Here is a 25,980-nt window from a genome sequence, read left to right on the forward strand (position 1 = left end):
AAAGTGGCCGCGCAGTGTGCCAAATGCACGCGCACAGAACAATGTGGCGACGAACCATGCTCGACTGCCATTGCCCTCTGTAGAGCCGAGCCATGCTCGGCTGCTTTTCCAGAAGGCACCCGTAACCGGCGCAGGAGCGAAGTCGAGCATGGCTCGACTCTACAGAAGCTGGGTCAGCGGCCCTTCGCGGCCCTTGCCGCCTCGCGCTCGGCGCGCAGCCGGTCCAGCTTTTCCTTCAGCTTGATTTCCAGGCCACGCGGCACCGGGTTGTAGTACACGCGCTCGCCCATCGCGTCCGGGAAACCGGTCTGGTCCAGCGCGATGCCCCCTTCGGCATCATGGTCGTACTGGTACTCAGCGCCGTAGCCGAGCTCTTTCATCAGTTTGGTCGGCGCGTTGCGCAGGTGCAGCGGCACCTCTTCGGTACCACTCTCGCGCACGTCGGCCTTGGCCTGGTTGAAGGCCGCGTAGCCAGCGTTCGACTTGGCGGTGCTGGCCAGATAGAGCACCAGCTGCGCGAACGCCAGCTCGCCCTCCGGGCTGCCCAGCCGCTCGTAGATGTCCCAGGCCTCCAGCGCCATGCTCTGCGCACGCGGATCAGCCAGGCCGATATCCTCGATGGCCATGCGGGTCAGCCGGCGCGCCAGATACGACGGATCGCAACCGCCATCGAGCATGCGGGTCAGCCAGTACAGCGCTGCATCGGGGTTGGAGCTGCGTACCGATTTGTGCAGCGCCGAGATCTGGTCGTAGAACTGCTCACCGCCCTTGTCGAAGCGACGGGTACGATCGGCCAACACCTGGGTCAGGGTCTGCGGCGTGATGCGCCCGCCCTCCCCGCCTGCCAGCTCGGCGGCGATTTCCAGCAACGTCAGGGCCCGGCGCACATCACCGTCGGCAGCGGTGGCGATTTCCAGCAGCAGCTCGGGCGCGACCTCGATGCCCTCTTCGCCCAGTCCCCGCTCGCGGTCACCCAGTGCACGCTCCAGCGCCTCGACGATATCGGTTGGCGAGACCGCCTCCAGCACATGCACGCGGCAACGCGACAGCAGCGCCGAGTTCAGTTCGAATGATGGATTTTCAGTGGTGGCGCCAACGAACAGGATGGTACCGCGCTCGATATGCGGCAGGAACGCATCCTGCTGCGCCTTGTTGAAGCGGTGCACCTCGTCTACGAACAGCACGGTGCGGCGGCCTTCGGCGAAGCGCTGCGCGGCCTCGGCCAGCACCTGGCGCACTTCCGGCAGACCGGACAGCACGGCGGAGATGGCACGGAATTCAGCGTCGGAGTACTCGGCCAGCAGCAGCGCCAGCGTGGTCTTGCCGCAGCCGGGCGGCCCCCACAGGATCATCGAATGCACGCGGCCGGATTCGACCGCGCGACGCAGCGCGCTGTCCGGCGCCAGCAGGCGCTTCTGCCCGACCATCTCGTCGAGGGTTCGCGGGCGCATGCGCTCGGCCAGCGGGCGCAGGTGATCCCGATCGACGCTCAGCAGATCGGGGCCGGGGAAGGAAGTTGAACGATGTCTTGCCACCTGCCCATTGTACCGTGAGAGCGTGCCAACCAAGGTTGGCACCCACCAGGGCGGTGCTGGTCGACACCCACCAAGGCGGTGCCGGTTGGCACCCCCAGAGCAGGTAGCGCCGGGCCAAGCCCGGCGTCACCCATCAATTGCCGATGACGTCGGTGCCCTTCGGCGGGGTGAAACTGAAGGTGCCGGCGGCGAAGCCCGGGTTGCGCTTCCAGCCACTGAAGCTGATCACGGTACGCTGGCCCACGGCGTCGGTGATCTCCATCTTCGCCAGGCCCTGGGCGTTGAAGCCCAGCGCGGCGTACTGGAAGCTGGCCTCGGTTTCGCGCTTCGGCGACAGCGACAGCCACTGCAGGCCATCACGCTGTGCGGCCTCTTCGCTGACGTCGTACTGCTGTTCCAGCAGCGCCGGGTTGATCAGCGCGGTCAGCGGGCTGTTCTGCTCTTCCTTGCCCTGCTCGCGCACGGTGGCCTGCTCCAGGTCCGGCTCGTACATCCAGACCTTCTTGCCGTCGGCCACGATCAGCTGCTCGTGCGGGCGCACGTACTCCCAACGGAACAGGCGCGGCGCCGACAGCGCCACACGGCCACTGGTCGATTCCTTCACCTTGCCGCGGCTGTCGAACACCTGCTGGTTGAACTGCCCATCCAGGCCCTTCAGGCCACTGGTGAAGGTCTTCAGGTCATCGCGGGCGCCGGCCCAGGCGCTGCCGGCGGCGGCGCAGGCCACGGCCAGGGTGGTGGTGGCAAGGAAACGGCGGAAGCGGAAGTTCATGCGGAAATCCTGTGGGCGCGGGCGCCAGGAAAGGTGGTTGCCAGTGTGCCCGGGTAAAGATGAATGGGCGATCAGGGCGACATTATGCCGCCCCTAACGTCCATCGGCGATTCAGCCGCCCGAGCCGGGCAGCTTGCCGTACAGCACCTGGCCACGGAAGCCGCGCCGCACTTCGCGATACAGCGCGCGGAACGCCGGATAGTCCTGCGGCTGGCACAACGCCTCCGGCCCGCGCACCGCGTTCTGCTGCAGGCGATGATGCACGGTGACCTCCTGGCCTTCGCGGCTCCAGTCCACCCGATACTCGCCGGCCGCGTTGGCGAAGCGCTGGCTGGCCGGAATGGCGATGATCGGTGCATTGGCCGGGAACTGCAGGCGGTAGGTTTCCTCGCGCAGGCTGGCATTGCAGTAGAACGGCGTCTCGTTGGCGGGCGCCGAGGCGGTGGCGTACAGGCCGCGCACCGACTCCCCACCTGGCGGATCCGGCACCGCCATGCCACCGGCCACGCTGAAGTCGGCGTAGTCCTCGGCCTGGAACGCCATGCGATAGCCGAACGGCCGGGTCAGGTCGACCGGCACGCCCTGGATCTGCAGCTGTCCTCGCCCGTCGAAACCGGACGCGGCCATGATCTGCTCTTCAGCGCGCGCACGGTTCTGTGCGTTGAGCTGGGAGAACTGGGCGCGCATGCCGATCTCGGCGTTCTCGCCAAGCTTCGGAATGGTCTCGCCGCGCAGGTTGCCGTTGGCGTCGAAGGTGAAACGCACGTCCATCGAGGTGGCATTGCGTTCCGGCGTATTGGCCGGGGTGCGCGCCAGCGTGGCATCGCGCGTGCGCATCACCGGCGCACCGAGGTCACCTTCCGGCAGCTGGCCGAAACGCGCCCACGCGGTGGTCGAATCCAGGTACAGATCGAACTCGGGAATGTAGGTGATGGCGTGGTTGAAGCGGCCCAGCACCGGGATCTTCGGCAGCGTCGGTCCACCACCGGCACCGATCAGCACCGGCGAACTGGCGATGCCCTTGGCCGCCAGCAGCGCCTCCAGGATCGTGACGTGATCCTTGCAGTCACCGTAGTGGTTGTCGAGGATGCTCAGCGCACTGTTCGGCTCCAGGCCGCCATTGCCCAGGTACACCGCCACATAGCGGATGTTCTGCGCAACCCAGCGGTACAGCGCGTCCGCCTGCTCGCGGCGGTCGCTGATACCAGCGGTGATCTCATCAGCCAGCGCCTGCAGCGCCGGGGTCACCTCGGCCGCCGGGCCCGCCTTGAGCTGGTAGGCGCGACCCATCTGCGACCAGTCACGATAGGTACTGGCCATGATGTTCGGGCCGAACTCCCAGCCCGCCGCCGACCAGTTCTGTGCCGGCATGGCTTCGCGACGCTGGTAGCGCCAGCGCCACTGCGCCTGGCCGTTCTTTACCGTCGGGCGATCGCTGCCCTGCACGCCACGGCTGTCGACGAACATGGGCAGGTTGGCCGGCGCACTCAGGGTGACCTCGGCGTCCTCGTACTCGGTAAACACATTGAACGTCTCCCACAGGCCGAAGTAGCCCGGGAAGTACGGCGTGGCCTGCGTGCGGCGCACCTGGTAGTACAGGCGCGTGCCCGGGGCCAGGTTCGGGAACACGATCACCCGCACCTTGCGGTCGGCGTACATCGCCGCCGAAGCGCTGGAGTAGCTCTCCTGGGTGTAGATGCGATCGGCCGGCACGTCGCGGCGCTGGCCGTCGGCGGTGATGGTGTAGGCGCCGAGCACTTCCAGCGTTTCCATCTTCTCGCTGTAGCTCAGCCGCACCTGGCTGAACTGCTCGACGGAGGCCTTGGTCTTGAGCAGCACTTCGTAGATTTCGGTCTGCACATTGCCCGCATCGGGCCGCACCTGGTAGTCGGCGCGGTAACGGACAATGCTGAAATTGTTGCTGGCTTCGGTATCGCCGCGGGTGGAAGGCGGCGCCGTGGCGGGCGCGGAGGTGGCGGTGTCTGCCAGTGCCGGGCCGGCAGCCATCAAGGCTGCCAGCGCCAGCGCCAGCGCGCTTGGTACGGGGTGAAGCATGCGTCGGTTCCTTGGACGTCGTGGGGGATACGTCGGTTCTTACTTCGGCGGCGGCGGTGCCAGCACCGTGCGGTCGCCGTTGTGCTCGGGCGGGCTGACCACCCCGGCCGCTTCCATGGCCTCGATCAGTCGCGCTGCACGGTTGTAGCCGATCTTCAGCCGGCGCTGCACGCCGGAAATCGAGGCACGGCGGGTCTCGGTCACCACCCGCAGTGCTTCGTCATACAACGGGTCGGACTCGTCGCCGGACGAACTGTTCTCCGGCAGCCCGGTGGCGCCGACGACCACGCCGTCGCCCATTGTCTGCACTTCGTCCAGCACGCCGTCGACATAGTCGGCCGGACCCATCGCCTTGAGGTGCTCGACCACGCGATGCACTTCATCGTCGGACACGAACGCACCATGCACGCGCTCGGGCAGCGCGGTGCCCGGCGGCAGGTACAGCATGTCGCCGTGGCCGAGCAGGGTTTCCGCGCCGGACTGGTCGAGGATGGTGCGCGAGTCGATCTTGGAGCTGACCTGGAAGGCGATGCGGGTCGGGATGTTGGCCTTGATCAGGCCGGTGATCACGTCCACCGACGGGCGCTGCGTGGCCAGGATCAGGTGGATGCCGGCCGCACGCGCCTTCTGTGCCAGTCGCGCGATCAGCTCTTCCACCTTCTTGCCGACGATCATCATCATGTCGGCGAATTCGTCGATGAAGATGACGATGAACGGCAGCGTTTCCAGCGGGCGCGGCGCCTCGCCCAGCTCGGGGTTCGGCTTGAACAGCGGGTCCATCAACGGCTGGCCGGCATCCTGGGCTTCCTTCACCTTCTTGTTGAAGCCGGCCAGGTTGCGCACGCCTACAGCGCTCATCAGCTTGTAGCGGCGCTCCATCTCGGCCACGCACCAGCGCAGGCCGTTGGCAGCCTCCTTCATGTCGGTGACCACCGGCGCCAGCAGGTGCGGAATGCCCTGGTAGACGCTCAGTTCGAGCATCTTCGGGTCGATCATCAGCATCCGCAGGTCTTTCGGCGAGGCCTTGAACAGCAGGCTCAGCACCATCGCGTTGACCGCCACCGACTTGCCCGAACCGGTGGTGCCGGCCACCAGCAGGTGCGGCATGCGCGCCAGGTCGGCCACGGTAGAGCGGCCAGCGATGTCCTTGCCCAGCGCCAGGGTCAGCACGCTGGCCGACTTGTCATACTCCTTCGACCGCAGCAGTTCGGAGAGGTAGATCATCTCGCGGGTGACGTTGGGGATTTCCAGGCCGATCACCGACTTGCCCGGAATCACGTCGACCACGCGCACCGACTTCACCGACAGGCCACGCGCGATGTCCTTGTCCAGCGAACTGATCTGGCTGACCTTGATGCCCGGCGCGGGCTCGATCTCGAAGCGGGTGATGACCGGACCGGGGTTGGCGCCGACCACCTGGGCGTCGATGCGGAAGTCCTTCAGCTTGAACTCGATCTGTCGCGACAGCGCGTCCAGGGTTTCCTTGTCGTAGCCCACCGGCTGCGGCTTGGGGTCGTCCAGCAGGGCCAGCGGCGGCAGGTCCGAACCATCGCCGTTGACGCCACGGAACATCGGAATCTGCGTATCGCGCTTGGCCCGGTCACTCTTCTCGATCACCGGCTCCGGGCGCGGCTCGATCTTCACCGGCTCACGCTTGGCGCGCACCTCGGCGTCGGCCTTGCGCACTTCCTGGCGCTCCTCGCGCATCACCCGCGTCTGCTGCCACTCGGTGACTTCTTCCTTCTTGCGCGCCAGCAGCGGCGCCAGCGACATCACCCCGCGGCCGATCTTCTCCATCACCGTGAACCAGGACAGCCCGGTGGCCAGCGTGATCGAAGCCAGCAGCAGCACCAGCACGAACAGGTTCGCGCCCAGCGCGCCGAAGCCTACCGTGAGCGAATTGCCGACCAGCTTGCCGAGGATGCCGCCGGCACTGGAGACGTCGCCACTGAACAGTCGTACGTGCAGGAAGCCGGTGCCGGCGATCAGGAAGCCGACCAGGCCGACCAACCGCAACGCGGGGTCCAGATCGTTCTCGCCCTTGCTTTCGCGCTTCAGGCCGAACATCGCGATCCAGGCCAGCGCGCCCAGCACCACCGGCAGCAGGAAGGCGATGTAGCCGAACAGCTGCAGCAGTACGTCGGCGATCCACGCGCCCGCGCGGCCGCCCATGTTGTGGACCGGCGCGACCACGCTGCCGGTGTGCGACCAGCCCGGATCGGTGGCTGAGTAGGTGAAAAGGCTGGCTGCCAGATACAGCAGCGCCGGTGCGATGGCGATCAGACCCAGGTCGCGCCACAGGCGCTGACGGCGTGGATTGTCGGTCGGGGCCGCTGCCGCCGAGCGACGCGATGCCTTTTTGTCGTCGGACTTGGAGCGTTCGGGGACCTGCTTCGCCACCTTAGACCATACCTTTGGAATGCGCTGTTAGTGTTTGATAATAAACGAGACGGCGTCAGTTTTCAGTTATCCGTTGCCGCACAGGCAGGGACAGGGCCCAAAGCCGCCCGTGGATGACGGCGTTCTGTTCATCGGCTTGAATCGCCCTGCCCCAGCCGCCACTCTATGACCAGCCAAGGATGCTGTGCAAACATCGCCGCGCCTTGTCCCATCTACCTTTTCGCGAGTCTACATGAGCACCAGCCTGCCCTCCCGCCACCAGCGTCTTGTCATCCTCGGTTCCGGCCCGGCCGGTTGGACCGCTGCCGTCTACGCTGCCCGCGCCAACCTGAAGCCGGTCGTCATCACCGGCCTGCAGCAGGGTGGCCAGCTGATGACCACCACCGAAGTGGACAACTGGCCGGGTGACGCCCACGGCCTGATGGGCCCGGACCTGATGGCGCGCATGCAGGCCCACGCCGAGCGCTTCGAGACCGAGGTCATCTTCGACCACATCCATACTGCGGACCTGTCGCAGCGCCCGTTCAAGCTGATCGGCGACAGCCACGAGTACACCTGTGACGCCCTGATCATCTCCACCGGCGCGACCGCCAAGTACCTGGGCATCCCGACCGAAGACGAGTTCAAGGGCCGCGGCGTGTCTGCCTGCGCCACCTGCGACGGCTTCTTCTACCGTGACCAGGACGTGGTCGTGGTCGGCGGAGGCAACACCGCCGTGGAAGAAGCGCTGTACCTGTCCAACATCGCCCGCAAGGTCTACCTGGTCCACCGCCGCGACACCCTGAAGGCGGAAAAGATCATGCAGGACAAGCTGTTCGCCAAGGTCGCAGCCGGCAAGATCGAAACCGTCTGGCACCACCAGGTGGAGGAAGTGCTGGGCAACGAGGCCGGCGTGACCGGCGTGCGCGTGAAGTCGACCCTGGACGGCAGCACCCGCGACATCGACGCGCATGGATTCTTCGTGGCCATCGGCCACCACCCGAACACCCAGCTGTTCGACGGCCAGCTGACCATGAACAACGGTTACCTGGAAATCCGTTCGGGCCTGGGCGGCAACGCCACTCAGACCTCGGTGGAAGGCGTGTTCGCCGCCGGCGACGTGGCCGACCAGCACTACCGCCAGGCGATTACCTCGGCCGGCTTCGGCTGCATGGCCGCACTGGACGCCGAGCGCTACCTGGATGCACAGGGCAAGGCCAGCTGAGGCTGGCTTCTGTAGCGTCGAGCCAGGCTCGGCTCAGGTAAAGGCCGACGCTTTCGCGTCGGCCTTTTGCTGTCATGAAGACGCCATGGCGACGTTCTCCGGCAGGCCATTGCGCTCGCCGCCCACTTCCGGGTACGCAGCGAACTGTATAAGGCATCGGCTTGGACTGTACTCCGTCGGTATCAAGCACATGCGTTTCCCAACCAAGCGTCCCTATGCTGTTGCGACCGCAGCTCAGCTTTACCCGGCTGGGCTGATCGGGAGTATCGACGATTACTGTCGTGCCGGTACAGGTCCAGCCTGGTGGACATACCGTGTTCTTCGTGACCAGGCGAATTGGAAACTGCGGATGGCCGTCGAACGTCACATCTACCTCGCGCGAGCTTCCGGCTGGCACGTCGATATCCGCGACGGGATGCCCGGTTAGCGGCGCACAGGCTTTGCCCTCCGCCCACAGGCGATAGCCCTTCTCCACACCTTTCATCGACGCCGCGCGGAAAACAGGATCCTGCAAGGCAGCCACATCGTCGGGATTGGAGTGATATGCGGTCTCGACGATGATCGATGGCATCGTTCCGATGCGGTTCTCACCGTGCCGACCCGAGGTCGCCATCTCACGGACAGGAAAATTTTCGTACCCCGGTTGACTCTGGATGATCTCACGCATTCCACACAGGATGCTGTCCCCCAGTGCCTTGTCCTGCGGTTTGGATTGGTGGTAATAGACTTCCGCGCCGCGAACACCTGGGTCAATACTGCCGTTGGTGTGCAGGCTCAGCATCACGTCGACGCCGAGATGATTGGCGTAGTTGGGACGAGCACGGATATCCTCCTTCACCTCTCGATCACTGTCGGGACTATTTGGAAACTCATTCCAAATGTCAGCGCGGTCAGGAAAAAGCGCCTTGAGGTGGTAGCGCGCCGACATATGCTCCCACGGATGTATGGCCTCCGGATGAGGTTCCACCGAGCGGCTTCGGGCGCGATACACGACCAGACCACTCCTTTGCTCTAACAGATCCTCAAGCGCGTCACCATATATCGGGCTCAGCACATCTTCCTGCAGCCCGAGCGGAGACGGCCGCTGGAACTCCCATTCCCCGCCCGGATGCAAGGCAATGTATCCATGACTCGAAGACACCAAGGCTTTGCTGTGCGCTGATCGGGATTCCGTCATCGCGGACGGGGGGGTGATCCTCTGGGAAGTGCTCGTCCATCGACTTACCCTGAAAGAGGAATTCCACATCCAGGGATTCCATCCCGGACCGCTCTGAATAGCGTCGCAGATCGGCAGCCAACGGCTCCAGGAAGAGCTCACCATAGCTATCCTTCTTTCCGGGAAGGTACCCCGGACCAAAGTTGATGACCATCCTGCGCTTTCGGGGTTCAATCACTATGCCGACAGTCACCTGACGTAGTTTCCCTTGGTCCTGCAAATGACGCGTCAACCGGGTTGCCACTTCCCGCTCAAGCATTGCCACAAGTTCGGCATACATGCCCGGATCTTCGACTGATGACGAGGCTTCAACTCCGGAGGCTGACACTGGCGGCACACAGACCAAGCCCAGCGCGACTACCAGGACTGTAGATCTAAATCCATTCATTGTTGATCTCTCCATATGGATGTTTACGCGCACCACTTCGGTTGCGTGCCACCACCGTGCGCCCGCACCCACTGACAAACCGGCATCGGGCGCGCACATATGGAAATTTCAAACTTTCCTCATACAGGCAGCGAAACGAACCAACCTTATCCCACCAACACCGTTCGCATCCCACCTGCCCTATCCTTCCCCCATGCCCTCCGCCCGCTTCCTCGACTCCCTGCAGTCCATTTCCGCCACCGACTGGGATGCCCTGCACGACGGCTGCAACCCGTTCGTCAGCCACGCCTTCCTGTCAGGCCTGGAAACCCACGGCTGCTTGCGCGAGGACTGGGGCTGGCAACCTCAGCACTTCACTCTGTGGGAAGGCGACACCCTGGTCGGCGCCATTCCCGGCTACCTGAAGACCAACTCGCACGGCGAGTTCGTGTTCGACCACGCCTGGGCCAATGCCTATGCGCGCCACGGGCGCGACTACTACCCGAAGTGGCTCGGCGCGGTGCCGTACTCGCCGGTGACCGGCCCGCGTCTGCTGGCCCGCGATGAATCGCGGCGCCCTGCCTTGCTGGCTGAGCTGCACGACCAGTTGCCCGCACTCGATGTGTCGTCAGCACACATCAATTTCCACACGGCGGCTGACGAAACCGCCTTCGGCGATGACTGGCTGCTGCGTGAGGACATCCAGTTCCAATGGCAGAACCCCGGTGACTGGACGACATTCGACCAGTTCCTCGGTGCGATGAACCACAAGCACCGCAAGAACATCCGCCAGGAACGCGCCAAGGTCACCCGCCAGGGCATCACCTTCCGCGTGGTGCATGGCGACGAGGCCAGCCGCGCCGACCTGCAGGCGATGTACCGCTTCTATCTGCAGACGTTCCTCGAGTACGGCAACGCCCCGGCGCTGACCGAGGCCTTCCTGCGCCATCTGGCCATTTCATTGGGCCGCGGGCTGGTGCTGTTCCTGGCCGAACAGGACGGCGAGCCGATTGCCGGCGCGCTGTGCCTGCGCGGTGGCGACACCCTGTACGGCCGCTATTGGGGCGGCGCCACCCTGCCCGGCCTGCACTTCGAAGCCTGCTACTACCAGGGCATCGAATACTGCCTGCGCGAAGGGTTGATCCGTTTCGAGCCGGGCGCGCAGGGCGAGCACAAGCTGGCGCGGGGCTTCCTGCCGACGCTGGTACGCAGCCGGCACTGGGTGGCTGATGCGGACTTTGCAGAAGCACTGCAGGACTGGTGCCGGCAGGAGCGTCGCGATGTGCGTCGCTACCAGCAGGAGTTGCAGGGGCATGGGCCGTTCCGCGTAGAGCCGTAGAGTCGAGCTTGCTCGACTTGGGCACAGCCAAAAGCGTGCCAACCAAGGGTGGCACCCACCAGAGCAATAGCGAGAGCCGCACGCATTCGTAGAGTCGCGAGCGATGGCGAGGAAGCCGTACTCAGGTGCACTGCCAGAAGTGCCCGCTCACCCGGCACTTCGCACACCAGAACGTGTAGAGCATGCCGCCACTGCCCCATAGCAGCGCGCCTCCACCAGTGGTCGGCAGCGTCGAGTCCAGCTGCATCACGAAGTGCATTTCCTCGCCGCAATCGATGCACGCCGGATACCAGGCACTCTGCACCCAGCTCGGTGCGCCGCCCACGCGCGACAGGTTCTGCCGATGATTGGACTGTCCCCAGTCCTGCTGCCGCCAGCGCGCGCTGTCCATGACGGCCAGGTCCACTTCGGCACGCATCAGGTCCCCGCTGTCGGTGGGCGTGGCCGGTACTGCACGGTACTGGCTCGGGTGGCAGGCGGGCAGACCAGTGGCATCATGGCGATAGAAGCGCACAGGCGGCTCCTCCCAGCCACAGCAATCCAGGCACAGGCCCAGCGTGATCTCACCCGCCGCGCCCGGCTGCAGCGCGGCAGCGTCGGTTCGCAGCAGGCCCTGCAGCGGTGCATGGCAGCTGCCACACAGCGCCTCCAGCGGTCCTCCCATGTGCCCAGCATGATGCACCCGTCCCCCATTCCAGGTCGGGTGCAGGCGCCAGATGCGCTTGCGCCAGCTCGGTTCGTCCGCCTGCTGCGCGCGATGCTGCTCGCGGCCGAAGCGGATGTGCAGCGGCCGCTCCCCATGCAGGCGCCGCGGCTGCGGTCCGTCGGCGACGCCGGCCCAGTGCGCCCAGACCTCGGCATCCAGCCGCCCCCAGTCGACCACGTAGCCGCGGGCAACGGCGTAGGTCTCTGGCTGGGCAGCCAGCAGCAACGCCCTGGCCCTCGCCATTTCGCGATCATCGTCGGCTTCGGCCAGGACCTGCGCCCAGTGTGCGGCAATGGCAGGGGGCAAGCCCTGCCACACCTGTGAGGCCAGCTGCAGCTCATCTTCAATGGCCACCGCCAGCAACGCCTCCCAGTCATCCTGCAGCACCTGCGGCGCCTGGTAGCTGGCGAACTCCAGCACGCTGGCCAGCAGTTCACCGCGCTCGCCGTCGCGATAGCGGCGCCAGGCCTCGGCGCAGACCGGCTCGACAGCTTCATCGGGCAGCAGGTCCAACGCCATGTCGAGAAAGGCTGAAGCCGGTGAGCGCCGCGCCAGCGCAACCCGGATCAGTTCGCCCAGCTTATCCGGCGCCTCGCCAGCCAGCGACAGCAGCATCTTCTGGCTGTCGTTGCGGGTGCGCGGGGTGTCGTGCACATCGAGGATGGCACTGATCGACTCACTCATGCGGGGCTCCTTGCCGATGGAGACTGATGGTGCCAGACATCGCCGATCACCACGACGAATAAAATGCCGGCATGACCCGTCAACTGCCCTGGCGCCTGGCCGATACGCCGGACGCCCCCTTTCCTCCGGCCGAGACCGCGCTGCGCCAGCCTGATGGCCTGCTCGCCATCGGTGGTGACCTGCACCCTGTGCGGCTGCTCAATGCCTACGCTGGCGGCATCTTCCCGTGGTTCAGCGAGGGCGAGCCGATCCTGTGGTGGTCACCGGACCCGCGCGTGGTGTTCCGCACCGAGGGCGTGCATCTGTCCAGCCGGTTCCGCCGCCAGCTGCGTAGCAGTACGTGGGAGGTCACCGCCGACACCGCTTTCAGCCGCGTGATGCGTGCCTGCGCGGCGGCACCACGGCCCGGCCAGGATGGCACCTGGATCAGCCCGGCGATGGTCGAGGCCTACAGCCAGCTGCACGACCTGGGCTTCGCCCATTCGTTCGAAGTCTGGGACCGGGAGACCCTGGTCGGTGGCATCTATGGGGTGGCAATCGGGTCGATGTTCTTTGGCGAGAGCATGTTCAGTGGCGCCAGCGGCGGCTCCAAGATCGCCCTGGCCGCCCTGGCCTCCACTCTGCATGGTTGGGGCTGGGAACTGATCGATGCCCAGGTGGAGAATCCGCACCTGCTGCGGATGGGTGCCGAGCACCTTCCGCGCGCGGAATTCCTGCAGCACGTGCGCCGGGCCGTGCGCGGTGACGGCCGGGAAGGCCCATGGACCCAGGCGGTCGGGCGCTTGCCAGCACGGGGTTTGGCCGGGGGTTAACACAAACTTTGCAAGCTGGCGCCGTCACGCGTAAAATACTGCGCCTTAGGCCCAGCGTGGCCGTTTTCTGAACCGCACAGGACTACATGTCGAAAGACGATTCCATCGAGTTCGAGGGCACCGTCAGCGAGACGCTGCCGAACACCACTTTCCGCGTTCGCCTGGAAAATGGGCACGAAATCATCGCCCATATCTCCGGCCGCATGCGCAAGAACTACATCCGCATCCTCACCGGTGACCGGGTCAAGGTTGAAATGACCCCGTACGACCTGACCAAGGGCCGTATCACCTACCGCATGAAGTAAGCGGTCGGCGCCTGGCGCCATTTCGACAAGGCCAGCCCTGGTTGCTGGCCTTTTGTCATGCCCGGAATCCGGCCCTGCCGGAGGTCACAGTGACCGAGCTCACCGTGGCGTCGGTCAGCCCTGCTTGCGGCAGATTCGCGCTTGCAGCCGCCGCGGCATCGTGGGATCCGATCCAGTCCGGATCGCCACCCCCCGCCCGATCATGAACGCCCTGCTCCCGCACGTCCTGCTGCCGGCAGTTCTGCTGGCCAGCCTGCCCCTGGCGGCATTCGCCGCTGAACCCACAAAGCCCTCCAATGCATCCGAGTGCATCGCTCTCGGCGCCAATCGCGATATCCGCCCTTCCAGCACGGAACGCGAGGTGCTGCTGCGCGACGGTGACAGCCACTATCGGGTGCATCTGCAGAAGCGCTGCCTGGGCGCTGCCGCCTCGGCCAGCTACGTCTTCTTCACCCCCAGCACCCCTGAACGGATCTGCGGTGACGCCCGCAGTACGCTGAAGACAGACAGCAACCACTGCACTGTGACCCGGATCGAGCCGATCGACGCGGCAACCTTCAGGCGGCTGGCACAGCAGGGGCGTTAAGTTTTGGTACATGCAACAAGGGCGGCCGAAGCCGCCCTTGTCGCTGCCCACATCGGGCACCGGCCCGACGTGGAATTACTCCACCGTCACCGGCAACAGGCGCTCCGGCTCGGCCTGGGTTTCGACCACCAGCTCGTCGTCGCGCACGTCGATGCTGACCTTGCCACCGTTCACCAGCTTGCCGAACAGCAGTTCGTCGGCCAGCGGGCGCTTGACCTTGTCCTGGATGACGCGGGCCATGGGCCGGGCACCCATCAGCGGGTCGAATCCGTGGTGGGCCAGCCAATCGCGCGCAGTCGGGGTGGCCGACAGGCTGACGTGCTTCTCCTGCAGGCGCATCTCCAGCTCGATCAGGAACTTGTCCACCACGCGCAGGATGTGCTCGAAGCCCAGCGCCTGGAACTGCACCACCGCGTCGAGGCGGTTGCGGAATTCCGGGGTGAAGCTGCGGCGGATCGTTTCCATCGCGTCGGTGGCATGGTCCTGCTTGGTGAAGCCGATCGAGCGCCGCGAGGCCTGCGCCGCGCCGGCATTGGTGGTCATCACCAGCACCACGTTCTTGAAGTTGGCCTCACGACCGTTGGTATCGGTCAGCACGCCGCGGTCCATCACCTGCAACAGGATGTTGAAGATGTCCGGATGCGCCTTCTCGATCTCATCCAGCAGCAGCACGCAGTGCGGCGTCTTTACGATCTTCTCGGTCAGCAGGCCGCCCTGGTCGAAGCCGACGTAGCCCGGAGGCGCGCCGATCAGCCGGCTGATCGAATGCGGCTCCATGTACTCGGACATGTCGAAGCGGACCAGCTCGATGCCCAGCTGCAGCGCCAGCTGCTTGGTCACTTCGGTCTTGCCGACACCGGTCGGGCCGGCGAACAGGAAGTTGCCGATCGGCTTTTCCGGGTTGCCCAGGCCTGAACGGGCCAGCTTGATCGCCGAAGACAGCGTCTCGATGGCCGGATCCTGGCCGAAGATCACCATCTTCAGGTTGCGCTCCAGGTGCTGCAGCACATCCTTGTCGGTGGCGCTGACCTGCTTGGCCGGGATGCGCGCCATCTTGGCCACGATCGCCTCGACCTCCTCGACGTCGATCAGCTCCTTGCGCTGCCCCTCGGGCAGCAGGCGCTGGCGGGCGCCGGCCTCGTCGATCACGTCGATGGCCTTGTCCGGCAGCAGGCGGTCGCCGATGTGCTTCACCGACAGATCCACTGCGGCCTGCAGGGCCTCATCGGAGTAGGTCACGCCGTGATGCAGCTCGTACTTGGATTTCAGCCCCTGCAGGATCTCGTAGGTCTCGCCCACGGTCGGCTCGACGATGTCGATCTTCTGGAAGCGGCGGGCCAGTGCCCGGTCCTTCTCGAAGATGCCGCGATATTCCTGGAAGGTGGTCGAGCCGATGCAGCGCAGCTCGCCCGACGCCAGCGCAGGCTTGATCAGGTTGGACGCATCCATGGTGCCGCCCGACGCCGAACCGGCACCGATGATGGTGTGGATCTCGTCGATGAACAGCACCGCGTTGGGCACCTTCTTCAGTGCCGTCAGCACGCTCTTCAGGCGCTTCTCGAAGTCACCACGGTACTTGGTACCGGCTACCAGTGCGCCCAGGTCGAGCGAGTAGATCACCGCGTCGGCCAGCACGTCGGGCACCGAGCCTTCGATGATGCGACGGGCCAGGCCTTCGGCGATGGCCGTCTTGCCCACGCCCGCCTCACCCACGTACAGCGGGTTGTTCTTGCGACGGCGGCACAGGACCTGGATGGTCCGCTCGATCTCGTCGGCACGGCCGACCAGCGGGTCGATGCGACCTGCCCGCGCCTGGTCGTTGAGGTTGCTGGCGAACTCGGTCAGGGCATCTCCCTTGGGCTCGCCCTCCCCGCCTTCCATGCGGCTCTCGCCCTCCGAGGACGAAGACGGCTGCTCGCCCTCCTCGCCCAGCTTGGCGATGCCATGGGAAAGGTAATTGACCACATCCAGCCGGGTCACATCCTGCTGGTTGAGGTAATAGACGGCATGGGAGTCCTTTTCGCCGAAGATGGCGACCAGCACGTTAGCGCCGGTGACCTCCTTCTTGCCCGAGGACTGCACGTGGTACACGGCCCGCTGCAGCACGCGCTGGAAGCCCAGCGTCGGCTGGGTATCGCGGCCGTCATCCTCGGCCAGGCGGGACACGGAGGCCTCGATGGCCTGCTCCAGCTCCTGGCGCAGGCGTTCGGCGTCGGCACCACAGGCCTTCAGTACGGCCTGGGCGGACGGGTTGTCGAGCAGTGCCAACAGCAGGTGTTCGACCGTCATGAACTCATGCCGGGCCTCACGGGCGCGCTTGTAGCACTGGCCGATGGTGTGTTCGAGGTCTTTGCTGAACATGGATTACTCCGGCGGCAGATGGGAACAATATGCGGCCTGACTACGCGTTTTCCATCACCCTAGCGGATTGCTGCGTTCAGATGGCGTTAGCAGTACACATCGCTTGATCTTCATTCACTCCAGGACAGCCCGCCCAGCATGAGCGAACCCTACCTGAGCCTCTGGCGATTGCGGCGTGATGGCGAGGCCATCGAAACGCCGCGCGCCCACCTCTGGCCGGTGCTGACCGCCGCCGGCGAACCGGCGATGCTGAAGGTCAGCGACGAACCCGAGGAACAGAACGCCCATCGGCTGCTGCGCTGGTGGGCTGGCGACGGCGCTGCCCAACTGCTGGCCCACGAGGGGCCGGCAATCCTGATCGAGCGTGCCGGTGGCGACTCGCTGCGGCAACGTTCGATCCAGGGCGACGACGACGCCTGCACGACGATCCTGTGCGAGGTCCTGCAGCGGCTGCACCGGCCACGGAGCGCAACGCCAGCGGAACTGGTCTGCCTGCGTACATGGTTCGCCGACCTGCTGCAGCCAAGGGCTGCGCTGCCGCCACTGCTGGAACAGTGCAGATCACTGGCGGAGGGGCTGCTGCAGGACGAACGGGAGATCAGGCCACTGCATGGCGACCTGCACCACGACAACGTGCTGGATTTCGGCGCGCGCGGCTGGCTGGCGATCGACCCGAAGCGACTGCTGGGCGACCGGGCCTTCGACTACACCACGCTGTTCAGCAACCCGGACCTGTGCGGTCCCGGCATCCATGTCGCGACGCGATCGGAGCGCTTTGCCGCCCGGCTGCAACAGGTCAGTGCGCTGGCTGGGCTGGAACGCACGCGCCTGCTGCGCTGGATCGCAGCCAGCACGGGATTGTCGGCGGTCTGGTTCCGGGATGACGGCGACCCCGCCGACATCGATGAGACGGTGGCGCAAATGGCGTTGGAGGCACTCGCGGAAGCGTGACCCAGCTGTAGAGCCGAGCCTGCGCTCGGCTGCCGTTGGCAGAGATCTGGATGCCTGGGTGAACAGCAGCCGAGCGCGGGCTCGGCTCTACAGGCTCCTGCCCTGGTAGGTGCCCACCTTGGTGGGCACGATGCGTCAGGCGTCGGCACGCCTTGACGATCGGTCTACCCGGACGAGAACCGGCAGCCGGTCAGGCCTTTTCCATCGTGCAGAGCAGCGGGTGCTGGTTCATCCGCGAGTACTCGTTGACCTGGGCAACCTTGGTCTCGGCCACCTCACGGGTGAACACCCCGCACACGCCGCGGCCGCGGGTATGAACGTGCAGCATCACCTGCGTGGCCTTGTCCAGGTCCATGCTGAAGAACTGCTGCAGGACGTCCACCACGAAATCCATCGGGGTGTAGTCGTCGTTGAGCAGCATCACCTGGTAGAACGGCGGCGGCGCCACTTCCGGGCGCGCGGGCTCTACGGCAACGCCGTGCTCGTGCTGGGAATCAGGGGAAGACTCATGAGGCATCTGCCCATTATAGAGGCTCGGGCGAGCCTGCGTCGGCCTGCCGCACATTGGACGGCACGCACGCCCGCCGTCACAATTGCACCCTCTCTCAGTAATGTTTCACAGGATCTTCATGAAAAGGACGCTTCTCTCCACCCTGCTGATCGCCCTGGCTGCATCCGGCTCCGCCGCTGCCGCAGACGCCGACAAGGCCGTGGCCCGCCACCTGGACAAGCTGGGCTACACCTATGAAGTCGACGAGGACGGCGACTACCGCATGGTCTTCGACGTCGAGGGTGACCGCACCCAGATGGTCTACGTACGCTCGGCGGTGGAAGATTTCGGCACCCATAATATCCGCGAGATCTGGTCGCCGGCTTACAGCGCCAAGACCAAGCAGTTCCCGGTGGCCGTGGCCAACCGCCTGCTGGAAGATTCGCAGGACGCCAAGATGGGCGGCTGGGTAAAGCAGGACACCACCGCCATGTTCGTGGTGAAGATCGGCGCCGATGCCACGGCCGACCAGCTCAGCGACGCCATCGATGCGGCCATCCGCACCGCCGACGCCATGGAGCTGGAACTGACCAAGAAGGACGAGTTCTGAGTTGAACGCCACGCCGGACCCGCGCTGGGCACCGCACGCCACCGTCGCCACCGTGGTGGTCGACGGCGGCCGCGTGCTGCTGGTTGAAGAGACCATTGACGGCCGGCAGGTGCTCAACCAGCCGGCCGGCCACCTCGAGCCCGGCGAAAGCCTGGCCGAGGCAGCCCTGCGCGAGACCCGCGAGGAAACCGGCTGGACGGTGCAGCTGACCCATTTCATCGGCTGCTACCAGTGGACTGCCGGCGACGGCACGACCTTCCTGCGCTTCTGCTATGCGGCGCGCCCGGTCTCGCACGACCCGGCGCAGCCGCTGGACACCGGCATCGACCGCGCGCTGTGGCTGACCCCGGCAGAACTGCAGGCCGCAGGCGAGCGCCAGCGCAGCCCGCTGGTATGGCAGGTAGTAGCGGATTACCTGGGTGGCCAGCGCCATCCGCTCTCCCTGGTCCGGGAGGTCGCATGAGCACTCCGCGCGTGATGGTGGGCGTTTCCGGTGGCGTCGATTCCTCGGTCGCCGCCTGGCGCCTGGTTCAGCAGGGCGAGGCCGTGGCTGGCCTGTTCATGCAGAACTGGGCCGACGATGGCAGCGGCGACTGCCGCGCCGAGGACGACCGTCGCGATGCGGTGGCGGTATGCGGCCTGCTCGGCATTCCCTTCCACTTCCGAGATTTCTCCAGCGAGTACTGGCAGGGCGTGTTCGAACACTTCCTGGCCGAGTACGCGGCCGGCCGTACGCCGAACCCGGACGTGCTGTGCAACCGCGAGGTGAAGTTCAAGCATTTCCTGGATGCCGCCCGCGAGCTGGGCGCCGAGCGCATCGCCACCGGCCACTACGCGCGCGTCGCCCAGCGCGGCCACCAGTGGCTGCTGCTGCGTGGCGCCGACCGTTCCAAGGACCAGAGCTACTTCCTGCACCAGCTGGGCCAGGAGCAGCTGGCGGCCACCCTGTTCCCGATCGGCGACCTGGAAAAGAGCGACCTGCGCCGGATCGCGCGCGACGTTGGCCTGCCGACCCACGCCAAGAAGGATTCCACCGGCATCTGCTTCATCGGTGAGCGCGACTTCCGCGAGTTCCTCGGCCGCTATTTGCCGGCCAAGCCCGGCCAGATCCTCGACCCGGCCGACGGCAGCGTCATCGCCGAACATCCGGGCGTGTTCTATTTCACCCTTGGCCAGCGCGAAGGTCTGAACATCGGCGGCGTGCGCGGCCGCCCGGCCGCACCGTGGTATGTGGTCGGCAAGGATGTGGCCAGCAACGTGCTGTACGTGGACCAGGACCGCGACAGCCCGTGGATGCTGTCCGGGCGACTGCGTTCGGAACGCGCGCACTGGATTGCCGGCTCGCCGCCGGCGCGGCGCTTCGAATGCACCGCCCAGACCCGCTACCGCCAGCCCGACGAGCCGTGTACGGTCGAGGTGCTGGACGATGGCAGCGTGCTGGTCACCTTCGCGCGCCCGCAACGCGCCGTTACCCCCGGTCAATCGCTGGTGCTGTATGACGGTGATGTGTGCCTGGGTGGCGCGGTGATCGCCGCCACCGATGCGCCGCTGGAACAGCGCCTGCGCACCACCCCTTCCCCTTTTGAGGTAATCGCTGCATGAGTTTCACTGTCGACGACCGCGTCCTGGCCCTGGCCGGCATTGCCCAGGCCCTGCAGCAGGTACGCCGCATCGCCGATACCGGCCATTCCGACGCCGCCGCCGTGCGCACCGCCGTGGACAGCGTGTTCCGTGTCGATGCGTCCTCGCCGCAGGAGGTGTTCGGTGACCGTCATGCACTGAAGGCCGGGTTGCGCCTGCTGCACAACTACTTCCGCAGCCAGGGCCAGGACCCGATCCTGCCCAAGCTGGCCCTGTCGGTACTGCAACTGGAGCGCCGCTTCGTGCAGGACGGCGCCACCGTGAACAAGGTCGCCTCGGGCATCGAGCGCGCCCAGCGCCAGGCCACCGAGCTGGGCGACAGCGGCCATCCGGATGTGCTGGCCAACCTGGGTGGCCTGTACGCGGACACCATCAGCCACCTCAAGCCGCGGGTGATGGTGCAGGGCAACCCGCACTACCTGGGCCAGGCCGGCGTGGTCGCCGAGATCCGCGCCCTGCTGCTGGCGGCGGTGCGCTCGGCGGTGCTGTGGCGCCAGCTGGGCGGCAGCTACTGGGACTTCCTGTTCAGCCGCAGGGCGATGATCGAGGCCGTGGACCGCCAGCTGGCGTGAGCCCATGGGGTCAGAGCCCTTTTCCATGAAAAGGGATCCGACCCCGCCGCTGCCTACCCAGGGGTCGGATCCCTTTCCGGCACGGAAAGGGCTCTGACCCTGAAGTCGCCGGGGCGCCGGAAAACCGGCGCATTCAGAATGCACTTCAAGGCACATCGACGTTAAAGAGAAAGGGGGTACGGCCGATACATCCTCCGTGCACCTCCCGAGAACGTCCATGTACTCACGCATTTTCATCCGTCTGGCCGCCCCCCTGGCTCTGACCCTGCTGCTCCCCATCGCCATCGGTTTCGAATGGCCGGCCGCCCTGCGCTGGGCGATCCTGACCACGATGACGCTGAGCTGGCTCGGCTTTGCGTGGTGGACCACCCGCGCCCAGGCGCACCGTTCCCCGGAACATGCCCGTGTCCTGCGTGAGCAGGACCAGCTGCTGACCGAACTGCGCAACTTCGTCGGCAACGAGATCGACGGTTCGCGCGGCGAAGTGGAACGCGCCCGTGACCTGATCCGCCAGGCCGTCTCCAGCCTCGGTGGCAGCTTCGATGCGATGAACCGCAAGTCGCGCCAGCAGAGCCAGGCCCTGTCGCGCATCGTCGACCGCGCTGGTGATGAAGGCAATGCCGGCCTCGACGTTGCCCGTTTCGCCCAGCACGCCAGCCACCGCATGGAACAGCTGGTGGAAGCGCTGGAACAGGTCAGCGGCCAGAGCAGCACCACCGTGCAGCACATCGACCAGATGGCGCAGCACCTGGATGGCATCTTCGCGCTGCTGGAAGACGTCAAGTCGATCGCCGACCAGACCAACCTGCTGGCGCTGAATGCTGCCATTGAAGCGGCGCGTGCCGGTGAAGCCGGTCGTGGCTTCGCGGTGGTCGCCGACGAAGTGCGCAACCTGTCCGAGCGCTCGACCACGTTCAACGAGCAGATCCGCAAGCTGGCGCACAGCTCCAAGGACGCCATCGCCAAGGTGCGCGAGACGGTCTCGCACATGGCGTCGCGTGACATGGATCGCTCCCGCGAAGCGCGCCTGGAAGCCGCGGCGATGCTCGACAACGTCGCGCAGATCAATGCTTCGCTGGGCGACGGGATGCGCGAAGTCTCCGAGTGCGCCCGTTCGATCGATGGCAGCGTGGCCGAAGCCGTGCGCGCCCTGCAGTTCGAAGACATCGCCACCCAGGCCCTGGGCGGCGTGCACACCCACCTGGACCGCCTGACCGCGATCAACCGTGAAGCGGTGGCCCTGCAGGAGCTGCTGCACCGCAATGGCGGCGTGTTCGACGAAGAGATCGCCACCGCCCTGCAGCGCACCGGCAGCCGCCTGCGCGAACTGCGCAGCGAGTGGGAACGCCCGCCGCACAAGCCGGTTGCCCAGCAGAGCATGGGCGCCGGCACCGTCGAGCTGTTCTGATCCTGATGTCCGCTGCCGTTGCCGGCAGCCCGCAAGGCCCCGGTCATCCCGGGGCCTTTGCCTGTACCCTGCCGTTGGATGCATCCTGTACGCGCACCATGACCCTGATCCGTGCCCTGCCCTCCCTCACCGACACCGAGCGCCCGCGCAACGCGAGCGTGCGTGAGCAGCTGCAACAGCTGGAAGAGGTCGCCCGCGAAGAGATCCGCGAACTGCAGCAGCTGGCCGATGCACGTCCGGCGCCGTCCCGCGCGGACGAGGAACTGCTGGGGCTGGCGTGGGACCTGGGGCTGGATGGCGAAGCCCTGAGGTAGATCCACGCCATGCGTGGATGGCGTCCGGGAACACGCGCTGCCACATCATCCACGCATGGCGTGGATCTACCAGATGGGCTGAATCTCTGTGGCATGATGCGCGGGTCCCGCTCATGGAAGACCGATGGCCATCGCCCTGATCGCATTGATGCTGTTGGAGCTGCTGCTTCTGTTGTTCTGGGCACCGTTCTTCTTCCGAACCGGCATCGTCCTGTTCAACCAGCGCATCGCCGCCTCTCCGGCTGAACTGACCCAACTGTCACTGATCGGGCTGGAGCACGACCTTCCTACCGACAAGTGGCTGAGCTTTGTGTTCCGTGTACTGCCCGACCGCAGCGTGGCGTTCCGTGAGAGCTTCGCACCGGGCTATGGCGGCCGCTATTTTCCGTTGATGCACGGCCAGCTGTTGGTCGACAAGCGACGCCGCGAAGTGCGTGTGGTCGGGCGATGCAGCTGGTTCGCGCTGGCCCTGACCGTGCTGGTGCTGCCCATCATTCTGGTGCGCCCGGTGGCATGGCCGATGCTGGGCATGCTGCTGGTGTTCTATATGGGGTATCGCATCCAGCTGCGGCGCTATGCCGAGGTTGTCGAGGCAGTGCGGGCGCGGGTGCGGTCGGAGTTCCCGCAGCGATTCGTTGACCCAAGGCGGTAGATCCACGCCATGCGTGGATGATCGCGAGCGCAGGCATTCGTGCCGACCAAGGTCGGCACCCACCAAAGCGGGTTGCGGTAGATCCACGCTATGCGTGGATGGTCGCGCGCGCAGGCATTCGTGCCGACCAACGGTCGGCACCTACCAGAGCGCGCTTTCAGCGCACCAGCACCACTTCCCCACTAGCATCGGTGCGCAGCGAAACCGGCTGTGGCTGGCGCAGCCACTGCGCCAGATCGCGAGGGCTGAGCGGGCGTGAGTAGAGGTAGCCCTGGATCTCGTCGCAGCCCTGGCGGCGCAGCATGTCTTCCTCCTGGTGCGTTTCCACGCCCTCGGCCACCACCTTCATGCCCAGCGCGTGGCCCAGGTGCACGATGGCCTGGGTCACTTCGGCCGTGCCCGAATCGTGCAGCATGCCCTGCACGAAACTGCGGTCGATCTTGAGGCGCCCCACCGGGAAGCGGTTGAGGTAGTTGAGGTTGGAGAAGCCGGTCCCGAAGTCATCCACCGCCAGCGGCACGCCGTGACGTTCCAGCACGTCGAAGCAATGCCGCAGGATGTCGGTGTCACGGATCAACGCCGACTCGGTCAGTTCCAGCTCCAGCCGCTGCGGCGGCCAGCCATGGGCGTGGCAGATCTCGATCACGCGCTCGGCAAAGCCGCGGTCACGCAGCTGCACCGCCGAGACATTCACGGCGATGCGGTCGAAGCGCAGGCCGGCGCGGTCCCAGGCGGTGGCCTGGCGGCAGGCCTCGTTCAGTACCCAGTCGCCGATCCGTACGATCTCGCCGCACTTCTCGGCGATGGGGATGAACTCGGCCGGGCTGCAGTAGCCGATCCCGGGCCGGTGCCAGCGCAGCAGCGCCTCGATCGCCGGCGGCTCGCCGTGATGGGCGTGCAGCAGCGGCTGGTAGGCCAGGCTGAACTCTTCGCGCTCGATGGCGCCGTGCAGGGCGTGCTCGAGCTCCAGCTTGCGCTGGATGCGGGCCAGCGCGTCCTGGCTGTAATACTGGTAGGTATTGCGGCCGGCTTCCTTGGCCGCGTACATCGCCGCATCGGCGGCACGCAGCAGGGAATCGAAGTCGGTCTGCGCGTCACCCAGCATCGCGATGCCGACGCTGGCGCCCACCTTCAAGGTGGTTTCGCCCCGGCGCAGCGGCTCGGCCAACGAAGCGATCAGTTTGCGCGCCACATGGCCCGCATCCTCCGGTTCGGCCAGGTCACGCAGCACCACGATGAATTCATCGCCACTGAAGCGGCCGAACAGATCGTTGTTGCGCAGGTTCTGGTGCAGCCGGGTGGCGGCCGCCTTCAGCAGCGCATCACCGGTGGCATGACCGAAGCTGTCGTTGATGGTCTTGAAACCATCCAGATCGATGAACAGCATCGCCAGCGATGTCCCGCGGTCGCGCGCTTCCTCGATGGCTTCGGCGGTCTGTTCGCCGAGCAGCACGCGATTGGGTAGGCCAGTGAGCAGATCGTAATGAGCCAGCAGCTCGATACGCTCGTTGGCCTCGCGTTCGCGGGTGATGTCACGGAACAGCACCACGAAACGCGGCGGCAGCCCATCACGACGGTCCAGCTCGATCAGCACCTGCACCCAGACCCGCAGGCCGGACTGGCGGTAGAAGCACAGGTCCAGCTGCTCGGGCAGTCCACCATCGGCGATGCGCCCCAACGCCGCTTCGAAAGCGTTGCGTGAGTCCTCGGTGTACAACGCCAGCGCCTGGTCGAGGGTGATGGGTTCCTTGCGCAGGCCGTGGATGCGATAGCACTCCTCGGTCCACTGCATGTGCCGGGCCTGCACCTCGATCTCGCAGCCGCCGATGCGGCCCAGCGCAGAGACGCGGTTGAGCAGTTCGGTACGCCAGCGGATCAGCGCATCGGTCTGGTGCTGCTCGGTGATGTTCTGCACCTGTCCGAGCAGCCGCTTGGGCTGTCCGTCCATGTCCAGCAGCGGCTGCATCCACAGCCGCAGGTGCTGCGACGGTTCATGGCCGCGGGTCAGTTCCAGCTCGAGATTGGCGGCGCGGCCATCGCGCCACAACCGTCGCCAGGCTGCACGCAGTGCACCACGTGAACGCGGGTGCAGCTGCTTCAGCCAGCGGCGCTGGCCGGGCACGGCGCCCTGCTCCAGCGCCAGCAGCGAACGCAGCTCCGGCGACCACCAGAAGTGACCGCTGTTGGGATCGAACGACCAGCTGCCCATGCTGGCGATGCGCTGGGCCTCGCTCAGGTGCAGCTGCTGTTCCTGAAGCAGCCCTTCCAGCTGCTTCTGCTGTTCGATATCGGTATGGGTGCCGACCATGCGCAACGGCTGGCCATCGGCGGTGCGTGCGACCACGCGGCCCCGGTCCAGCACCCAGCGCCACTGGCCATCGGCCTGGCGGAAACGGAACTGTGCGCTGTACTGCTCGCTCAGCCCTCGCAGATGCTCGTCCAGTGCGCCCCGTACCTGGGCGATGTCCTCGCTGTGCACGCGCGCCAGTATCTCGGTGGCGGTTTCATCGCCCAGTGCGGGAGTCCGCACCACACGGTCGCTGGGAATGTCCCAGTCCCACAGGCTGTGGCCGGCACTGTCCAGCGCCAGCTCCCAGCGCCCACCGCCGCCGAGCGGCACCGGTTCGGGAATGCTCAGCGTGAAGGCCAGCAGATTGCCGGCGCCATCATGCACGGCGCGCAGGTGGCCGTCGTAGTGCCCGTGCGGGCCACCCGGCAGCGTGCAGGCCACGATGCCGCCATCAGCCGCCATCAGGCGCAGATCCTCCAGCATCGGCGCATAGGCGGCCACGGTGGCCGGCAGGCCATGCGCGCGCGCAGCCGGATTGGCCGCCAGCGGGCGGCCCGTGCGGTCGACGATGACCAGCGCCGACGCAAGCGGGTGCTGCAGCAGGCTGGCGATGATCCCTTGGTCCACGCGATCTTGCTCCGGATGACACGCCCGTCAGCGGGGCACGCAGTGGTTAACGGCGCCTGCGGCGGATAATTGAGTGGTCAGGG

At 66.1% G+C, this 25,980-nt stretch carries 22 protein-coding genes; 13 read left to right on the forward strand and 9 right to left on the reverse strand.

What is annotated here, in order from left to right; translation table 11 throughout:
* Nucleotides 1-173: 173 nt before the first annotated feature.
* The 4 genes from ACZK0Z_RS12180 to ACZK0Z_RS12195 form a co-directional block, all read right to left on the reverse strand.
* Nucleotides 174-1,451 (reverse strand): replication-associated recombination protein A, encoded by a 1,278-nt coding sequence (locus ACZK0Z_RS12180; RefSeq protein WP_227199431.1) that lies wholly within the window; start codon nt 1,449-1,451, stop codon nt 174-176.
* 217 nt (nt 1,452-1,668) lie between these two features.
* Nucleotides 1,669-2,307 carry an outer membrane lipoprotein periplasmic chaperone LolA gene (gene lolA / locus ACZK0Z_RS12185; protein WP_049432212.1) on the reverse strand — a complete coding sequence of 213 codons (639 nt, stop codon included), beginning with the start codon at nt 2,305-2,307 and terminating at the stop codon, nt 1,669-1,671.
* Between the two features lie 111 nt (nt 2,308-2,418).
* Nucleotides 2,419-4,362: a DUF3857 domain-containing protein gene (locus ACZK0Z_RS12190; RefSeq protein WP_197632012.1), complete on the reverse strand. Its 1,944-nt coding sequence runs from the start codon at nt 4,360-4,362 to the stop codon at nt 2,419-2,421.
* Nucleotides 4,363-4,401: 39 nt separating this feature from the next.
* Entirely contained in the window at nt 4,402-6,762 is a 2,361-nt protein-coding gene (locus ACZK0Z_RS12195; RefSeq protein WP_197632013.1) for a DNA translocase FtsK, read from the reverse strand.
* 232 nt (nt 6,763-6,994) lie between these two features.
* Between ACZK0Z_RS12195 and trxB the strand changes: the two genes are divergently transcribed.
* A complete protein-coding gene (trxB, locus tag ACZK0Z_RS12200) occupies nt 6,995-7,966 on the forward strand; it encodes a thioredoxin-disulfide reductase (protein WP_176020735.1) in 972 nt (323 codons plus the stop codon).
* On the opposite strand, the gene ACZK0Z_RS12205 is transcribed toward trxB, so the two are convergent.
* Nucleotides 7,890-9,107 (reverse strand): N-acetylmuramoyl-L-alanine amidase family protein, encoded by a 1,218-nt coding sequence (locus tag ACZK0Z_RS12205; RefSeq protein WP_414489338.1) that lies wholly within the window; start codon nt 9,105-9,107, stop codon nt 7,890-7,892. The genes trxB and ACZK0Z_RS12205 overlap by 77 nt on opposite strands.
* Nucleotides 9,108-9,763: 656 nt before the next feature.
* On the opposite strand from ACZK0Z_RS12205, the gene ACZK0Z_RS12210 reads away from it, so the two are divergent.
* The gene (locus ACZK0Z_RS12210; RefSeq protein WP_197632014.1) at nt 9,764-10,888 is read left to right on the forward strand and encodes a GNAT family N-acetyltransferase; all 1,125 of its coding nucleotides are present in this window, start codon (nt 9,764-9,766) and stop codon (nt 10,886-10,888) included.
* A gap of 121 nt (nt 10,889-11,009) precedes the next feature.
* On the opposite strand, the gene ACZK0Z_RS12215 is transcribed toward ACZK0Z_RS12210, so the two are convergent.
* Complete coding sequence (locus ACZK0Z_RS12215; protein ID WP_197632015.1) at nt 11,010-12,278, reverse strand: hypothetical protein; 1,269 nt, start codon at nt 12,276-12,278, stop codon at nt 11,010-11,012.
* A gap of 71 nt (nt 12,279-12,349) precedes the next feature.
* On the opposite strand from ACZK0Z_RS12215, the gene aat reads away from it, so the two are divergent.
* The 3 genes from aat (at nt 12,350) to ACZK0Z_RS12230 (ending at nt 13,981) form a co-directional block, all read left to right on the forward strand.
* On the forward strand, nt 12,350-13,090 hold the full coding sequence (aat, locus tag ACZK0Z_RS12220; protein WP_197632016.1) for a leucyl/phenylalanyl-tRNA--protein transferase: 741 nt from the start codon (nt 12,350-12,352) through the stop codon (nt 13,088-13,090).
* A gap of 86 nt (nt 13,091-13,176) precedes the next feature.
* Complete coding sequence (infA, locus tag ACZK0Z_RS12225) at nt 13,177-13,395, forward strand: translation initiation factor IF-1 (protein WP_005409596.1); 219 nt, start codon at nt 13,177-13,179, stop codon at nt 13,393-13,395.
* Nucleotides 13,396-13,597: 202 nt separating this feature from the next.
* Entirely contained in the window at nt 13,598-13,981 is a 384-nt protein-coding gene (locus ACZK0Z_RS12230) for a hypothetical protein (protein ID WP_197619132.1), read from the forward strand.
* Between the two features lie 75 nt (nt 13,982-14,056).
* Here the strand turns inward: ACZK0Z_RS12230 and clpA are convergent, their stop codons facing one another.
* Nucleotides 14,057-16,342, reverse strand: a complete 2,286-nt coding sequence (gene clpA, locus ACZK0Z_RS12235) for an ATP-dependent Clp protease ATP-binding subunit ClpA (RefSeq protein WP_049432227.1) — start codon at nt 16,340-16,342, stop codon at nt 14,057-14,059.
* Between the two features lie 138 nt (nt 16,343-16,480).
* Here clpA and ACZK0Z_RS12240 point away from each other — a divergent pair, with 138 nt between their 5' ends.
* On the forward strand, nt 16,481-17,293 hold the full coding sequence (locus tag ACZK0Z_RS12240) for an APH(6) family putative aminoglycoside O-phosphotransferase (protein ID WP_049432229.1): 813 nt from the start codon (nt 16,481-16,483) through the stop codon (nt 17,291-17,293).
* A 190-nt stretch (nt 17,294-17,483) separates the two neighbouring features.
* Here ACZK0Z_RS12240 and clpS read toward each other — a convergent pair whose 3' ends face one another.
* On the reverse strand, nt 17,484-17,810 hold the full coding sequence (gene clpS / locus ACZK0Z_RS12245) for an ATP-dependent Clp protease adapter ClpS (protein WP_005416477.1): 327 nt from the start codon (nt 17,808-17,810) through the stop codon (nt 17,484-17,486).
* A 112-nt stretch (nt 17,811-17,922) separates the two neighbouring features.
* On the opposite strand from clpS, the gene ACZK0Z_RS12250 reads away from it, so the two are divergent.
* The 7 genes from ACZK0Z_RS12250 (at nt 17,923) to ACZK0Z_RS12280 (ending at nt 22,980) form a co-directional block, all read left to right on the forward strand.
* A complete protein-coding gene (locus ACZK0Z_RS12250) occupies nt 17,923-18,393 on the forward strand; it encodes a hypothetical protein (RefSeq protein WP_197633713.1) in 471 nt (156 codons plus the stop codon).
* Nucleotide 18,394: 1 nt separating this feature from the next.
* The gene (locus tag ACZK0Z_RS12255) at nt 18,395-18,856 is read left to right on the forward strand and encodes an NUDIX hydrolase (RefSeq protein WP_049427056.1); all 462 of its coding nucleotides are present in this window, start codon (nt 18,395-18,397) and stop codon (nt 18,854-18,856) included.
* Complete coding sequence (gene mnmA / locus ACZK0Z_RS12260; RefSeq protein WP_197633714.1) at nt 18,853-19,995, forward strand: tRNA 2-thiouridine(34) synthase MnmA; 1,143 nt, start codon at nt 18,853-18,855, stop codon at nt 19,993-19,995. The genes ACZK0Z_RS12255 and mnmA overlap by 4 nt, the downstream gene beginning before the upstream one ends.
* Nucleotides 19,992-20,606: a high frequency lysogenization protein HflD gene (gene hflD, locus ACZK0Z_RS12265; protein WP_125437020.1), complete on the forward strand. Its 615-nt coding sequence runs from the start codon at nt 19,992-19,994 to the stop codon at nt 20,604-20,606. Before mnmA ends, hflD begins: the two co-directional genes overlap by 4 nt.
* A gap of 217 nt (nt 20,607-20,823) precedes the next feature.
* On the forward strand, nt 20,824-22,014 hold the full coding sequence (locus tag ACZK0Z_RS12270; RefSeq protein WP_049427835.1) for a methyl-accepting chemotaxis protein: 1,191 nt from the start codon (nt 20,824-20,826) through the stop codon (nt 22,012-22,014).
* Between the two features lie 98 nt (nt 22,015-22,112).
* A complete protein-coding gene (locus ACZK0Z_RS12275; RefSeq protein WP_049427834.1) occupies nt 22,113-22,328 on the forward strand; it encodes a hypothetical protein in 216 nt (71 codons plus the stop codon).
* Between the two features lie 124 nt (nt 22,329-22,452).
* Nucleotides 22,453-22,980: a hypothetical protein gene (locus ACZK0Z_RS12280; protein ID WP_049427832.1), complete on the forward strand. Its 528-nt coding sequence runs from the start codon at nt 22,453-22,455 to the stop codon at nt 22,978-22,980.
* Between the two features lie 157 nt (nt 22,981-23,137).
* Here ACZK0Z_RS12280 and ACZK0Z_RS12285 read toward each other — a convergent pair whose 3' ends face one another.
* The gene (locus ACZK0Z_RS12285; protein WP_197633715.1) at nt 23,138-25,897 is read right to left on the reverse strand and encodes a bifunctional diguanylate cyclase/phosphodiesterase; all 2,760 of its coding nucleotides are present in this window, start codon (nt 25,895-25,897) and stop codon (nt 23,138-23,140) included.
* Between the last annotated feature and the right edge of the window lie 83 nt (nt 25,898-25,980).

The sequence above is a fragment of the Stenotrophomonas sp. 116085_Sma genome (assembly GCF_056479585.1).

Excerpts from the sequence above, each read along its gene's own strand:
- ACZK0Z_RS12180 (WP_227199431.1), bottom strand. The coding sequence starts at position 1,451 with ATGCGCCCGCGAACCCTCGACGAGATGGTCGGGCAGAAGCGCCTGCTG.
- lolA (WP_049432212.1), bottom strand. The coding sequence starts at position 2,307 with ATGAACTTCCGCTTCCGCCGTTTCCTTGCCACCACCACCCTGGCCGTG.
- ACZK0Z_RS12190 (WP_197632012.1), bottom strand. The coding sequence starts at position 4,362 with ATGCTTCACCCCGTACCAAGCGCGCTGGCGCTGGCGCTGGCAGCCTTG.
- trxB (WP_176020735.1), top strand. The coding sequence starts at position 6,995 with ATGAGCACCAGCCTGCCCTCCCGCCACCAGCGTCTTGTCATCCTCGGT.
- ACZK0Z_RS12210 (WP_197632014.1), top strand. The coding sequence starts at position 9,764 with ATGCCCTCCGCCCGCTTCCTCGACTCCCTGCAGTCCATTTCCGCCACC.
- ACZK0Z_RS12215 (WP_197632015.1), bottom strand. The coding sequence starts at position 12,278 with ATGAGTGAGTCGATCAGTGCCATCCTCGATGTGCACGACACCCCGCGC.
- aat (WP_197632016.1), top strand. The coding sequence starts at position 12,350 with ATGACCCGTCAACTGCCCTGGCGCCTGGCCGATACGCCGGACGCCCCC.
- infA (WP_005409596.1), top strand. The coding sequence starts at position 13,177 with ATGTCGAAAGACGATTCCATCGAGTTCGAGGGCACCGTCAGCGAGACG.
- ACZK0Z_RS12230 (WP_197619132.1), top strand. The coding sequence starts at position 13,598 with ATGAACGCCCTGCTCCCGCACGTCCTGCTGCCGGCAGTTCTGCTGGCC.
- clpA (WP_049432227.1), bottom strand. The coding sequence starts at position 16,342 with ATGTTCAGCAAAGACCTCGAACACACCATCGGCCAGTGCTACAAGCGC.
- ACZK0Z_RS12240 (WP_049432229.1), top strand. The coding sequence starts at position 16,481 with ATGAGCGAACCCTACCTGAGCCTCTGGCGATTGCGGCGTGATGGCGAG.
- clpS (WP_005416477.1), bottom strand. The coding sequence starts at position 17,810 with ATGCCTCATGAGTCTTCCCCTGATTCCCAGCACGAGCACGGCGTTGCC.
- ACZK0Z_RS12250 (WP_197633713.1), top strand. The coding sequence starts at position 17,923 with ATGAAAAGGACGCTTCTCTCCACCCTGCTGATCGCCCTGGCTGCATCC.
- mnmA (WP_197633714.1), top strand. The coding sequence starts at position 18,853 with ATGAGCACTCCGCGCGTGATGGTGGGCGTTTCCGGTGGCGTCGATTCC.
- hflD (WP_125437020.1), top strand. The coding sequence starts at position 19,992 with ATGAGTTTCACTGTCGACGACCGCGTCCTGGCCCTGGCCGGCATTGCC.
- ACZK0Z_RS12270 (WP_049427835.1), top strand. The coding sequence starts at position 20,824 with ATGTACTCACGCATTTTCATCCGTCTGGCCGCCCCCCTGGCTCTGACC.
- ACZK0Z_RS12275 (WP_049427834.1), top strand. The coding sequence starts at position 22,113 with ATGACCCTGATCCGTGCCCTGCCCTCCCTCACCGACACCGAGCGCCCG.
- ACZK0Z_RS12280 (WP_049427832.1), top strand. The coding sequence starts at position 22,453 with ATGGCCATCGCCCTGATCGCATTGATGCTGTTGGAGCTGCTGCTTCTG.